14 protein-coding genes are annotated in these 11,647 nt (G+C 64.6%); 6 read left to right on the forward strand and 8 right to left on the reverse strand.

What is annotated here, in order from left to right; all coding sequences use genetic code 11:
* Positions 1 to 28: 28 nt before the first annotated feature.
* The 4 genes from clpS to FGU64_RS23835 all read right to left on the reverse strand — a co-directional run bounded on the left by clpS (position 29) and on the right by FGU64_RS23835 (position 1,701).
* The gene (clpS, locus tag FGU64_RS07460; RefSeq protein ID WP_139955293.1) at positions 29 to 346 is read right to left on the reverse strand and encodes an ATP-dependent Clp protease adapter ClpS; all 318 of its coding nucleotides are present in this window, start codon (positions 344 to 346) and stop codon (positions 29 to 31) included.
* A 186-nt stretch (positions 347 to 532) separates the two neighbouring features.
* Positions 533 to 742 carry a hypothetical protein gene (locus FGU64_RS07465; RefSeq protein ID WP_139951884.1) on the reverse strand — a complete coding sequence of 70 codons (210 nt, stop codon included), beginning with the start codon at positions 740 to 742 and terminating at the stop codon, positions 533 to 535.
* 132 nt (positions 743 to 874) lie between these two features.
* On the reverse strand, positions 875 to 1,126 hold the full coding sequence (locus tag FGU64_RS07470) for a hypothetical protein (protein ID WP_139951887.1): 252 nt from the start codon (positions 1,124 to 1,126) through the stop codon (positions 875 to 877).
* Between the two features lie 32 nt (positions 1,127 to 1,158).
* On the reverse strand, positions 1,159 to 1,701 hold the full coding sequence (locus tag FGU64_RS23835) for a hypothetical protein (protein ID WP_348639787.1): 543 nt from the start codon (positions 1,699 to 1,701) through the stop codon (positions 1,159 to 1,161).
* Between the two features lie 17 nt (positions 1,702 to 1,718).
* Between FGU64_RS23835 and FGU64_RS07480 the strand changes: the two genes are divergently transcribed.
* Entirely contained in the window at positions 1,719 to 2,450 is a 732-nt protein-coding gene (locus tag FGU64_RS07480) for a response regulator transcription factor (RefSeq protein WP_139951890.1), read from the forward strand.
* Positions 2,447 to 3,856, forward strand: a complete 1,410-nt coding sequence (locus FGU64_RS07485; protein ID WP_139951893.1) for an ATP-binding protein — start codon at positions 2,447 to 2,449, stop codon at positions 3,854 to 3,856. The genes FGU64_RS07480 and FGU64_RS07485 overlap by 4 nt, the downstream gene beginning before the upstream one ends.
* A gap of 43 nt (positions 3,857 to 3,899) precedes the next feature.
* Here the strand turns inward: FGU64_RS07485 and FGU64_RS07490 are convergent, their stop codons facing one another.
* From FGU64_RS07490 to FGU64_RS07505, 4 genes are all read right to left on the reverse strand, one after another.
* Entirely contained in the window at positions 3,900 to 4,523 is a 624-nt protein-coding gene (locus FGU64_RS07490) for an alpha/beta family hydrolase (RefSeq protein WP_210239058.1), read from the reverse strand.
* 142 nt (positions 4,524 to 4,665) lie between these two features.
* Positions 4,666 to 5,847 (reverse strand): choline ABC transporter ATP-binding protein, encoded by a 1,182-nt coding sequence (gene choV, locus FGU64_RS07495; protein WP_139951896.1) that lies wholly within the window; start codon positions 5,845 to 5,847, stop codon positions 4,666 to 4,668.
* Entirely contained in the window at positions 5,844 to 6,698 is an 855-nt protein-coding gene (choW, locus tag FGU64_RS07500; protein WP_139951899.1) for a choline ABC transporter permease subunit, read from the reverse strand. The genes choV and choW overlap by 4 nt, the downstream gene beginning before the upstream one ends.
* A 291-nt stretch (positions 6,699 to 6,989) precedes the next feature.
* The gene (locus FGU64_RS07505; RefSeq protein WP_139951902.1) at positions 6,990 to 7,925 is read right to left on the reverse strand and encodes a choline ABC transporter substrate-binding protein; all 936 of its coding nucleotides are present in this window, start codon (positions 7,923 to 7,925) and stop codon (positions 6,990 to 6,992) included.
* A gap of 251 nt (positions 7,926 to 8,176) precedes the next feature.
* On the opposite strand from FGU64_RS07505, the gene FGU64_RS07510 reads away from it, so the two are divergent.
* From FGU64_RS07510 to FGU64_RS07525, 4 genes are all read left to right on the forward strand, one after another.
* Entirely contained in the window at positions 8,177 to 8,788 is a 612-nt protein-coding gene (locus FGU64_RS07510) for a thymidine kinase (protein ID WP_136359015.1), read from the forward strand.
* A gap of 159 nt (positions 8,789 to 8,947) precedes the next feature.
* The gene (gene rpsU / locus FGU64_RS07515) at positions 8,948 to 9,229 is read left to right on the forward strand and encodes a 30S ribosomal protein S21 (RefSeq protein ID WP_180375650.1); all 282 of its coding nucleotides are present in this window, start codon (positions 8,948 to 8,950) and stop codon (positions 9,227 to 9,229) included.
* A gap of 149 nt (positions 9,230 to 9,378) precedes the next feature.
* On the forward strand, positions 9,379 to 10,470 hold the full coding sequence (locus tag FGU64_RS07520; RefSeq protein ID WP_139951905.1) for a hypothetical protein: 1,092 nt from the start codon (positions 9,379 to 9,381) through the stop codon (positions 10,468 to 10,470).
* Positions 10,471 to 10,489: 19 nt separating this feature from the next.
* Complete coding sequence (locus FGU64_RS07525) at positions 10,490 to 11,635, forward strand: hypothetical protein (RefSeq protein WP_139951908.1); 1,146 nt, start codon at positions 10,490 to 10,492, stop codon at positions 11,633 to 11,635.
* The last annotated feature ends 12 nt before the right edge of the window (positions 11,636 to 11,647 follow it).

The raw sequence follows: 11,647 nt of genomic DNA on the forward strand, positions 1-11,647 counted from the left end.
TCACTTACTGCCCTATTCACCTACTGCCCTACTCCTCCGGCTCCACCGTAAACATCAGCGGATAGCCGGCCGCCTTGCCAGCGTCGGTAGCGCGGGTGGCCTTTGTTTCGGCGACATCCCTGGTGAAGACAGCGACCACGCACACGCCGCGCCGGTGCGCGGTGATCATGACGCGATGCGCCTGGTCCTCGCTCATGCGGAATTCGGCCTTGAGCACCCGCACGACGAATTGGCGCGGCGTGAAGTCGTCGTTGAGCAGGATGACCTTGTAGAGTTTCGGCCGCTCGACCTTCGGCTTGCTGCGCACGCGCGGCTTGACGACGGTGTCGCCGCCCTCGCCTGCCATGCGTGCAAAATCACTGCTCACGATCCGATCCGGTTTCCGCCGGCAAAAAGTCGCCCTGCCCCGGCTGGATCATAGCATAATTCGACGACGGCTTTGGGGTTCCCCCGCCAGGCCGATCGCATCCGGGCAAAGCAAAAGACCAGCCCGACGACGGACCGGCCTTTGCCTCGCAGCGAGGTGACGCGATCAGTACTTGGGAGCGCTGGCGTGCTTCTTGTGATGCACGATCTTCTTGTGATGCACGACGTGATGGGTCTTGTGGTGCACGACATGATGGACCTTGTGGTGATGCACGATGGGATGCTTGTGGTGCATCATGGCGGCATCCGCGCTGGCAATCGGCGAAAGCGCGAAAACGACGGCGAGGCCCAAAGCGGGCAGAATGATCTTCTTCATGGCTCGGTTCCTGTCTGTCTTGGTCGACAATGAGGGCGGAGGGGCGCGGGTCGGGGAGGCAAGGCGCGGCGGGTCGGCCGCCGCGCCTGGTTGTGCCGCGGAGCGTCGATGCTCCGCGATGCAGGCGGCTGCCTACATCGTCTTCTTGGCGTCGGTCTTCTTCGGAGCGGCCTTCTTGATGATCTTCTTGTGCGCCGGGGCGCGCTTGTGGACCTTCTTCTTCACGACCTTCTTGACCGGCGTCGCAGCCGCCGCGGTGTTGGCCGCCGTCGTGCTGGAGGAGGTGGCGGCGCTGGTAGCGGCCGCGTTTGCGGTGCTCACCATCGGCACCGAGAAAGCCATGGCGACGGCGAGGCCGAGGGCGGAAAGCAGGGTCTTGTTCATGGGTTCGTTCCTTTCGCGCAGGCTGAAGGGGATCACCGGTCGGGATCGACCGGCGTCACCCCAAGGAGCTTCAGCGCATTGGCGAACATCCTGATTCCCTGTGCCTGCTTTCTTTCGGCACAGTAACGGACCGCCTTCTTCTGAAGCGCCTTCGCCTCGGCGGCCTGCACCGCCTTGGCATGGGTTTCGATGGCTTCGTCGACCTGTCGACTGAGCCGGCTGCAGAGCTCGTTCCGGGTGAGACTGACCTTGGTGTGCGATTGCACGGGCGCGGCGATGGCGAACGACGTGGCGACAAGCATTCCCATCAGGGCGACCGAAATTGCACGCATGGCCGGTTTCCAAAGTCCGGAACGATTTGCCGCGACCGCTCGTCTGATCGCGACGGCACCGTTATGCCGTTGATTCTTTTCGCTGGTTTTTCCGGTTTGTTGAATTTTGTTTCTGGATTGTTTCCAGAGCATCGGACCGCAAAGTGGAATCCGATTTTCGGATAATTCCGATGCTCCATCAAAGTGCCAATGGCGCGCAGGCGGCCTAAAATATGCCCGAAATGCGGCCGCAATGACGGTCACGCAATGGATTCGGGTGCATGACCGCCTCGGGCAAGACAGAACCGCACATCCTGGTCGTCGACGACGACAAGGGCATCCGCGACCTCTTGCAGGAATTCTTCCGCAAGCGCGGGCTCACCGCCTCCGTTGCCGGCGACGGCGCCGAGATGGAGGCCGTCATGCGCCGGGCCACGATCGATCTCGTCGTGCTCGACGTCATGCTGCCCGGCAGGAGCGGACTGGACCTGTGCCGGGAGCTGAGGGCGCGCAACGCCTCGATCCCCATCATCATGCTGACGGCGGTCAACGAAACCACCGACCGGGTCGTCGGGCTGGAAATGGGCGCCGACGACTACGTGCCGAAACCCTTCGATCCGCGCGAACTGCTCGCCCGCATCCGCGCCGTGTTGAGGCGCAATGGCGGCGGCGAAACAAAGCGCCTGCCGCAACGCCAGATCTGGCGTTTCGCCGGCTGGACGATGGACTGCTCGCGCCGCCGGCTGGTTGCGCCCGGCGACGTGCGCGTGGACCTGACGGCAGCGGAATTCAACCTGCTCGCCACCTTCGTGCGCAGCGCCCAGCGCGTTCTGACCCGCGACCAGCTGATCGAATTGTCGGGCGGCGACGGCGCCATCAGCTACGACCGCTCGATCGACATCCTCGTCAGCCGCCTGCGGCGCAAGATGGAGGACGATCCGAAATCGCCGAAACTGATCCAGACCGTGCGCAGCGGCGGTTACCAGTTCATCCCCGAAGCGGTCGCCGAATGAGACGCTTCCTGCCGCAGACCCTGCCCGCCTGGGTGCTGCTCATCGTCATCGCCGGCCTGCTCGCCGGGCAGGTCGCCACGCTCTACATCGTGGCACAGGACCGCGCCGCCTCCAGCGACGTGGTCAATTATTACCGGCTGAACGAGCGCGCCTTCTCAATCGTACAGCTCATGCAGCAACTGCCGCCGGACGAACGCCGGCAGATGGCTTTCGGCATGTCCAACCCCGACTATGCTCTGGCCGTCGCCGATCAGCCGGCCGTGACCTCGCCGATCGCCCAGGACGACCAGTTGGCCGAACTGGAGGACATATTGGTGGGGCGGCTGTCCAAATTCGGCGTCACCCAGGCGAGGGTTCGGCGCGATCCCGCCACGCTGGACGACAAGGTGCCGCATCACCGCCCCGAAGACTCCGAGATCGGCGAAGTCGAGGGCGAATTGCTGGCGCTCGCCGCCGGCTTCGCCCGCAGCGACAAGCTGACCGCCTCCATCCAGTTCGCCGACGGGCAATGGCTGAACTTCACCGAGCCGATCATTCCGCCCGGACCGGTGCTATCGCTCGCCAGCCTGCCGCTCTATGCGGTGGTGGCGGCACTCGTCGCCGCGATGGCCGTATGGGCGATCAGGAGACTGACAGCGCCTTACCGCATCATGGAAAGCGCGGTCCGCCGCATCGGCGACGACCTGAAAAGCCCGCCCCTCGACGAGGCCGGCAGCCGCGAAATCCGCAGCGCCGCGCACGCCATCAACACCATGCAGGCGAGGCTGCGCGCCTACGTCGAGGACCGCGAGCAGCTTGCCGCGGCACTCGCCCACGACCTGCGAACGCCGCTGACCCGCATGCGGCTCAGGCTGTCGCTGCTGCGCGGTTCCGGCGTGCGCGCGGCCCTTGCCGCCGACCTTGCCGACGTCGAGGCCATCGCCAGCTCGGTCATCGATTTCGCCACCTTCGAGGTGGCCGAGGAGGCCAGCGAGCGCGTCGACCTCCTGTCGCTGGTGGAATCGGTGGCGGACGGCCACCCGCAGGCAACGCTGGAAGACGGCGCCGTGCAGGCGCGCGAACTGGTCTGTGAAGCCCGTCCCGTCGCGCTGAAACGCTGCATCGCCAATCTCGTGCAGAACGCCATCGCCTACGGCAAGCAGGCCGAGATCGGCCTAGCCCGGTCGGGGGATTTCGCCGTCGTTTCGGTCCGCGACGCCGGCCCCGGCATTCCCCAGGCACGGCTCGACGCCGTGTTTTCGCCCTTCGTGCGGCTGGAGGCCTCGCGCAACCGCGAGACCGGCGGGCTCGGCCTCGGCCTCACCATCGCCCGCAACATCGCCCGCGCCGCCGGCGGCGAGATCGTGCTCGCCAATCATCCCGAAGGCGGCCTGCTGGCTGAACTGCGTCTGCCGCTGGCGGTGTGACGAGGCTTCCTTCTCCCCGCTTACGGGGGAGAAGAAGATAGCCTCACGCGCCCGCCCAATCGGCAACGGCCGATGCCGCCTGCCCGAGATTCTCGTCCAGCGTCACGCCGTCCGCCTTCCGCGGCTTCAGGTCGTGGTCGCCCTCGAACCAGTGCAACGCGATGGCCGCCGAAAGGTCGTAACCGGCCACCTCCTCGCGCGTGCCGAACGGATCGCGCGTGCCCTGGCAGATCAGCGACGGACAGCGCAGTGTCTCGAGATGCGCGGTGCGCAGCTTTTCGGGCGAGCCCGGCGGATGGAAAGGATAACCGAGGCAGACCAGCCCGGCGACCTTGCCCGCGCGATAGAGGTCGTCGGCGACCATCGAGGCGACACGCCCGCCCAGCGACTTGCCGCCGATCAGCAGCCTGCCCTGCCGCTTCAAGGCGTCGACGGCCGCGCGATATTCGTCCAGAAGCTTCTCGGCGCGCGGCGGCGGCTTTCGCTGGCCGGTCCGCCGCGCCGCCATGTAGGCGAACTCGAATCGAGCGACCCGGATGCCCAGCCCGGCCAGCTTCGCAGCCATGGCGTTCATCCAGTCCGAATCCATCGGCGCGCCGGCGCCATGGGCAAGCAGCAGCGTGGTCGAGGCGTCGCGCGGACCGCTGAAAAGGAAATCATGCATCACGGCCCCCTTTCCTTCTCCCCGTTCACGGGGAGAAGGTGTCACGAAGTGACGGATGAGGGGCAGCGCCAACATCGCAGAACTTGGCGCCGCCCCTCACCTGCCTGCTGGAATCCTCTCCCCGTAAACGGGGCGAGGATAGCTGTCACCGCCGCAGCACAGCCGACAGCACGTCCCTCACCCCGATGGCGCCGACGAAGCGCGACTGGTCGTCGAACAGCGCCACCGGCGCGGTCTGCGAGCGATGGATGGCCAGCATCACCGTCTTGAGCGAGGTGCCGGGCGTCGCCCAGAACACCTGGCCGTCGTCCGACGGCCGCTGCTCTATATCCTCGCAGGACACCCAGTCGACCGGCCTGCCCTCGCGCTCGGCCGCCGCTACCAGGCCGTGCTCGTCCAGCCGGAAGCGGGTCGTCTGGCGCCGGTCGAGCCAGATCCAGCCGTCGCCGTCCTTCTCCAGTTCATGCTGGGCGCGCATGACGTTCCAGGCGGTCAGCACCGACAGCGGGTTCACGTTGGCGATGAATTCGCGCACGTAGTCATTGGCGGGCCGAAGCACGATATCCTCGGGCGCGCCGGTCTGAACGATACGCCCGCCCTCCATGATGGTGATGTGGGAGCCGATCTTCAGTGCTTCCTCCAGATCGTGGCTGACGAAGACGATGGTCTTCTTCAGCTCCGATTGCAGTTGCAGCAACTCGTCCTGCAACTTGGTGCGGATCAGCGGGTCGAGCGCCGAGAACGGCTCGTCCATGAGCAGGATCGGCGCTTCCGTGGCGAAGGCGCGCGCCAGCCCGACACGCTGCTGCATGCCGCCGGAAAGCTCGTGCGCGTATTTCTTCGCCCACTGGTCGAGATTGACCAGCTTCAGCTGACGCGCCACGCGCTCCTTGCGCTCGGCATCCGGCACGCCGGCCAGTTCCAGCCCGAAGCCAACATTCTCCTCCACCGTCCGCCATGGCAACAGGCCGAACTGCTGGAACACCATCGCCACCTGCTTCTGGCGCAGCCGCCGCAAGGTGGCGTCGTCGCAGGAGACGACGTCGACGCTTCTGTCGCCGTCCTTCACCAGCACCTGCCCGCGGCTGACGATGTTCAGCCGGTTGACCGCGCGCAACAGCGTCGACTTGCCCGAGCCGGACAGGCCCATCAGCACCGAAATCTCGCCCTCGTGGACGGTGAGGTTGGCCCCCGCGCAGCCCAGCACGTTGCCGGTCTTTTCGAGGATTTCGGCGCGCGTGGCGCCCGCATCCACCATCGCCAGCGCCGCGCGCGGGTCGGAGCCGAAGATGATATCGACGTTCTTGAAATCGACCGCGACGTTCATTTCTTGCCTCCCACGCCGATGCGCGTCATGCGGTCGAGCACGATCGCGAGCACCACGATGGCAAGCCCGGATTCAAGACCGAGGTCGATGCGGCGAGAGCCCAGCGCCCGGTTGATCTCGGTGCCGAGGCCGCCGGCGCCGATCAGGGCCGCGAACACCACCATCGACAGCGACAGCATGATCGACTGGGTCAGCCCCGCCATGATGGTCGGCAGCGCGGACGGCAGCTCGACCTTCCACAGAAGCTGCCTCTTTGTCGCGCCGAACGCCTCGCCGGCCTCGATGATCGCCTTGGGCACCGAAGTGATGCCGAGATGGGTAAGCCTGACCGCCGTCGGGATGACGAAGATGATGGTGACGACGAGGCCCGGCGCGTTGCCGAGGCCGAACAGGGTGAGCACCGGGATCAGATAGACGAAGGTCGGCAGCGTCTGCATCATGTCGAGGATCGGCTGCATGACGCGGTAGACCTTGGGCTTGTGGCCGGCCCAGATGCCGAGCGGCACGCCGATCAGCATCGAAAAGAACGTCGCCGCCACCACCAGCACCAGCGTCTCGACCGTCTGCTTCCAGAGGTTCTGGTTGAGGATGAAGATCAGGCCGACGAAGACGCCGATCGCCAGCGGCTTGGAGCGTTGCAGGAACCAGGCAAGCAAGGCGATCACGAAGGCCAGCAGCACCGGCGGCACCGTCAGCAGCAGATCCACCGCGCCGCCGAGCACGAAATTCAGGCCGCGCGAGAAGCCGCGGAAGACGGTGTCGAAATTGTCGGTGAGGAAGGTGAAGAAGTCTTTTCCCCACCGCCCGATGGGAATTTTCCATTCCGTCAGGAATTTCGAAACCGGATCCATCACGCTCCCCTCATACGTCCTCCCACCCATGGCACCGGGCGGCGGTCAACGCATGTTTCCCCAAAACGGGAACCGAGCCGGGACAGGGCCATGCGTTGAATCAAAACCTAAAGCATGTCTCCCGAACGTGGGAACCGGTTTTCGGGAAAAAGACATGCGAAAAATCAGGAATCCAAAGCGCACGAGGCGAATCCGGAAGATCGCGATGCGCTTTGGCTTCGCGCGAAACGAAAAGGGGCGGCCCGACCGCGAGCCGCCCCCTTTTTCGGATCACCCAGCAGGCATGCCGGTTCAGCCGCCCAGCGCGGTCTTGACCGCCGCGGCCGCGTCGCTGCCGTCGAAAGCGGTGACCCCGTCGAGCCATGGGCCGACCACGTCCGGATGCTTCTTGAGATAGTCGGTCGCGACCGTATTGGCGTCGCCGCCCTTCAGGATGGCGTCCATCATCTCGCCTTCCATGTCGAGATTGAACTTGAGGTTCTTGACGAACTTGCCGACGTTCGGGCACTCCTCGAGATAGCCCTTGCGCACGTTGGTGCTGACGGTCGCCGCGCCGAAGCCGGAATCGCCCATGCCGTCGAGATAGGTGATCTTCATGGCGCCCATCACCGGATGCGGGGTCCAGCCGAGGAAGGCGATCCACTCGTTGTTCTTCATCGACTGCTCGGCCTGCGTGAGCATGCCGGCCTCGGAGGATTCGACCAGTTCGAAGCCGGCGAGGTTGTCGGCCGGGTTCTTGATCATGTCGAGGATGATGCGGTTGCCGTCGTTGCCGGCCTCGATGCCGTAGATCTTGTGGTCGAACTTGTCGGCGAACTTGCCGATGTCGGTCAGCGTCTTGACGCCGGCGTCCGCCACATAGGTCGGCACGACGATGCCGTAGCCGGCGCCTGTCAGGTTCTCGCTGATCGTCTCGACCGAACCGTCGGCGGTGTAGTCCTTGATGTCGTTGGTCATCGACGGCATCCAGTTGCCGAGGAAGACGTCGAGGTCCTTGTTCTTCAGCGAGGCATAGGTGACCGGCACCGAGAGCTGGATGACCTGCGGCTCGTAGCCGAGCGCGGTGAGCAGCACCGAGGCGACGCCCGTGGTCGCCTGGATGTCGGTCCAGCCGACGTCGGAAAGGCGCACCGTCTTGCAGCTGTCGGCGTCACCGGCAAAGGCGGCGCCCGTGGACAAAAAAGTCGCCAGGCCGAGGCCGGCGACGATTGCTTTCATACGCGACATGTATTCCTCCCATTGCGGCCCGGCAGCGGACCTTCGCGGTACGCACAGCCGAAGCGTCTCCCTCGGCTTTTGCCAAGCCAAACATCATTTTCGTTTGGGTTCAAGCACCAACACATGACCGGCGGCGGCGCGCTCTGGTCGATCAGCGACACTGTGTTTCGTTTTTCGGGTTTCGTTTTCGGGTTTCGTTTTTGGTGGATGGCGCCCGCCCGCCCCTCCCCGCCCGCAAGCAGTTCGGCTTAAAAGAACGGATGGCCAAGCTCTACTTCCACTACGCGACGATGAACGCCGGCAAGACGACCATGCTTTTGCAGGCGTCCTACAACTATCGCGAAAGCGGCATGACGACGATGCTGTTCGTTGCCGGCCACTACCGGCATGGCGACACCGGCCTGATCTCCTCGCGCATCGGGCTGGAATCGGAAGCCGAGATGTTCCGCGACGGCGACGATCTCTATGCCCGTATCGCCGACCATCACGAGCACACCACCGTGCACTGCGTCTTCGTCGACGAGGCGCAGTTTCTGGAAGAGGAGCAGGTCTGGCAGCTTGCCCGCGTCGCCGACCGGCTGGGCATCCCGGTCATGTGCTACGGCCTGCGCACCGACTTCCAGGGCAACCTCTTCACCGGCTCGCGCGCGCTGCTGGCGATTGCCGACGATCTGCGCGAGGTGCGCACCATCTGCCGCTGCGGCCGCAAGGCGACGATGGTGGTGCGCCTCGGCGCCGACGGCAAGGTGGCCAGACAGGGCGAGCAGGTGGCGATCGGCAAGGACATCTACGTCTCGCTCTGCCGCCGCCACTGGGAGGAGGAAATGGGCCGCTTCGAGGCCGACGATTTCATCGGCTTCGTCTCGCCCTGACACGCCCGAAACCCGTGATCCGTTCGCGGACATTCGGGGGTGCATTGTGCGCACAACCTGTTAGAAGGGGTGCCGTCACCCTATATGTCGGGTCAGGCGCGGTCGCGGTTTCGCGGCCGGTTGCCGCTATTTTCAACACAAACGACAGAAGGAAGTCCATTGCAGGTACTTGTACGCGACAACAACATCGAACAGGCCATGAGGGTCCTGAAAAAGAAATTGCAGCGTGAAGGCGTCTTCCGCGAGATGAAGGCGCGCCGCGCCTACGAGAAGCCTTCCGAGCGCCGCGCCCGCGAAAAGGGCGAAGCCGTGCGGCGCAACCGCAAGGCGGCACGCAAGCTCGCCATCCGCGAAGGGCTGATCGCCGCGCCGCCGAAGAAGGCCCCGCCGCCGCGCCGGCCGGCCGCTTCCGCCGCCGCGCCTTCCACGCCGCGGACCTGATTCGCCTGATCGGGCAGGCCCGGTTGCTTCCGCAAGGCCGGAAGACCGGGGCTGCCGGCACACTCTTCTGCCTTCCCTTCCCCAAAAGCGACACATATATTCGCCGCTGCGCGCCGCGCGCGGGGTGATGGGTCCAACGGAGAGATACCATGGCGACGTTGCAGAATTTCGATGCCGAGATCGCGAAGACCAAGCAGGTCGTCGAGGACATGCGCTCCAGGATCGACCAGTCGGGCACCGTGCTCGACACGCTGGCCAAGGCCGACAAGAAGATCGGCGATGCCAATTTCGACATCGAGAACGCCCGTATCGAGGACGTGCTGAAACAGCAGAAGGTGATGGAAGGCAACATCGCCGACCTGATCATCGGCCTGGAAGACGCCACCAACGTCTTCGGCGCCGAGTTCGAGTCGATGAAGAACTACACCGGCTGGGAAAAGTTCATCGGCATCTTCTCCAAGCAGCGCCAGCAGCGCATGCGCTCCGACCGTGTGCGCAATATGTCGCTGGCCGGCAACCTGCAGGAGTTGCTCTCCAAGTCCGACACCATCGTCGGCATCCTGAAGGCGCAGAAGGGCATCCTCGACCAGCGCTACAAGACCTCCGAGACCAGCCTCGGCCAGGTGATCGAGCGCCGCAAGGCGACCATCGAGAACCTGACGGCGACACAGAAGCGCATCGAGGAACTGAACCCGCTGCTGCTCGACATCGAAAACAAGATCGCCTCCTCCACCAGCCAGACCGAGCGCACCAAGCTGGAAGGCGAGCGCTCCAAGATGGCGACCGAATACAACGAGAAACAGGCCAAGGAGCAGGAGCTGCTGGCCGAGAGCCAGACGCTGGAACGCTACACCTCGATGTTCCAGACCTTCGTCGATTCGCTCAACAACCAGATCGCCGCCCAGTCGACGCTCATCAACAAGCTGACCATCGATACCGAGCAGCGCATCGTGCTTTACAAGGCGCTGGAGGACTCGTTGAAGACCGCCGCCCAGCAGGACGTGGCGCACAAGATCAACACGCTGGGCTCCAAGGTCGACACCACGGCGGAAGAGACGATGGCCGGCATCGGCGCCGCCTCGCAGAAGCACATCGGCGACCTGCTCGAACTGCACGAGAAGAACATGGTGGCGTCGGCCGACATCCAGCGCCGCAAGAAGCTGGCCGACGACGCCTTCGCCCGCCGCTTCGAGGAGGTGTTGAGGAAGCACAACGCCGCGGACTACGTGCAGCAGTCGTAGCCGGCGCGCACCCTTCCTCATGACCCCTGCCGACGATCCAGCCGAGCGCTATTTCACCGTCATCACGGCGGCGCTGTCCGGCCTCGAGATCTTCATGCGCGACGACCGCTCGCCGCTCTACCGGCACGGCATCGTGGCGAAAATCGTTGCCGAATACATCGCCCGGCTGGACAAATCCTTCGCCTGCTGGCGCAACCGGCTGGGCTTCCAGGACACGTTCCGCATCTCGCGCGCCGAAAGCGGCTATCCCGTCTTCCAGACCGTCCTGGAACTGGAGAACGACCGCCGCTCGGCCGACCAGCGCCTTGCCGGCATTCCCCTGCCCGACGAACTGCGCGCGGAGATGGCCGACTTCATCCTGCGCCACAAGGAATTCCCGGCCGCCTTGCAGAAGTCGATGGCCGAGAGGCTCTATCTGGAAGACGTCAAGAGCAAACAGACCTTCGGCCCCTTCACGCTGGCGCAGACCGCCAAGGTCTCGGTCAATCCCAAGACCGGCCGCCCCTACTACCTCGTCCATTGGGCGACGTTCGACGGCAGCGCCAACCTGCCACTGGTCTACATGGTAACGGTGGAGGACTCTTCCGAGGCGATGGTCGACCAACTGGTCACCAGGGGCGGCAAGCTGAACGACAAGGTCGACATTCCGCTTCCCGTCGACGGTCTGCTCAATCCCGATCTCGCCCACCGCTTCGACGACTACACCGAGAAGAACTCGGCCTATTCGCTGTCGCCGCTGACGATCGCCATGAACCTGGACAAGGATTTTCCCGACCTGCATCCCAAGCAGTTGCGCCGCGTCGTGCTGGGGCCGTTCTATTCGGCCGGCATCACCGAGAACAATTCGACGGTGCAGGAAGTGCTGTCCAAGGTGCGCAAGCCCGAAAACGCCTGGCTGCTGACCTGGACCATCCAGGAAGTCTATTCCAAGGGCGAAACGCCGGGCCGCAAGGGCCTGTGGTCGAGCCAGCCGGCGCAGGAAGAATTCTTCATCGACACCGCCGACCTGGAAGCCACCCGCCAGGGCGTCTCCTCCTACGAGAACCACGCGCTGGTGCCGCACGAGGCCTATCAGGCGCTCTACGCCGCCGGCGAGGCTGACAAGACCTTTGCGGGCTACAAGGTGCATATCCTGTCGAACGGACAGGTGATCAGCGATGTTTAAGCCCGAGCGGAG

Source organism: Mesorhizobium sp. 8 (assembly GCF_006351905.1).
Taxonomy (GTDB): Bacteria; Pseudomonadota; Alphaproteobacteria; order Rhizobiales; family Rhizobiaceae; genus Mesorhizobium; species Mesorhizobium composti.

What these genes read in the sequence shown, in the direction of transcription:
- clpS (WP_139955293.1), bottom strand. Translation starts at nt 346, where the DNA reads ATGGCAGGCGAGGGCGGCGACACCGTCGTCAAGCCGCGCGTGCGCAGC.
- FGU64_RS07465 (WP_139951884.1), bottom strand. Translation starts at nt 742, where the DNA reads ATGAAGAAGATCATTCTGCCCGCTTTGGGCCTCGCCGTCGTTTTCGCG.
- FGU64_RS07470 (WP_139951887.1), bottom strand. Translation starts at nt 1,126, where the DNA reads ATGAACAAGACCCTGCTTTCCGCCCTCGGCCTCGCCGTCGCCATGGCT.
- FGU64_RS07480 (WP_139951890.1), top strand. Translation starts at nt 1,719, where the DNA reads ATGACCGCCTCGGGCAAGACAGAACCGCACATCCTGGTCGTCGACGAC.
- FGU64_RS07485 (WP_139951893.1), top strand. Translation starts at nt 2,447, where the DNA reads ATGAGACGCTTCCTGCCGCAGACCCTGCCCGCCTGGGTGCTGCTCATC.
- choV (WP_139951896.1), bottom strand. Translation starts at nt 5,847, where the DNA reads ATGAACGTCGCGGTCGATTTCAAGAACGTCGATATCATCTTCGGCTCC.
- choW (WP_139951899.1), bottom strand. Translation starts at nt 6,698, where the DNA reads ATGGATCCGGTTTCGAAATTCCTGACGGAATGGAAAATTCCCATCGGG.
- FGU64_RS07505 (WP_139951902.1), bottom strand. Translation starts at nt 7,925, where the DNA reads ATGTCGCGTATGAAAGCAATCGTCGCCGGCCTCGGCCTGGCGACTTTT.
- FGU64_RS07510 (WP_136359015.1), top strand. Translation starts at nt 8,177, where the DNA reads ATGGCCAAGCTCTACTTCCACTACGCGACGATGAACGCCGGCAAGACG.
- FGU64_RS07520 (WP_139951905.1), top strand. Translation starts at nt 9,379, where the DNA reads ATGGCGACGTTGCAGAATTTCGATGCCGAGATCGCGAAGACCAAGCAG.
- FGU64_RS07525 (WP_139951908.1), top strand. Translation starts at nt 10,490, where the DNA reads ATGACCCCTGCCGACGATCCAGCCGAGCGCTATTTCACCGTCATCACG.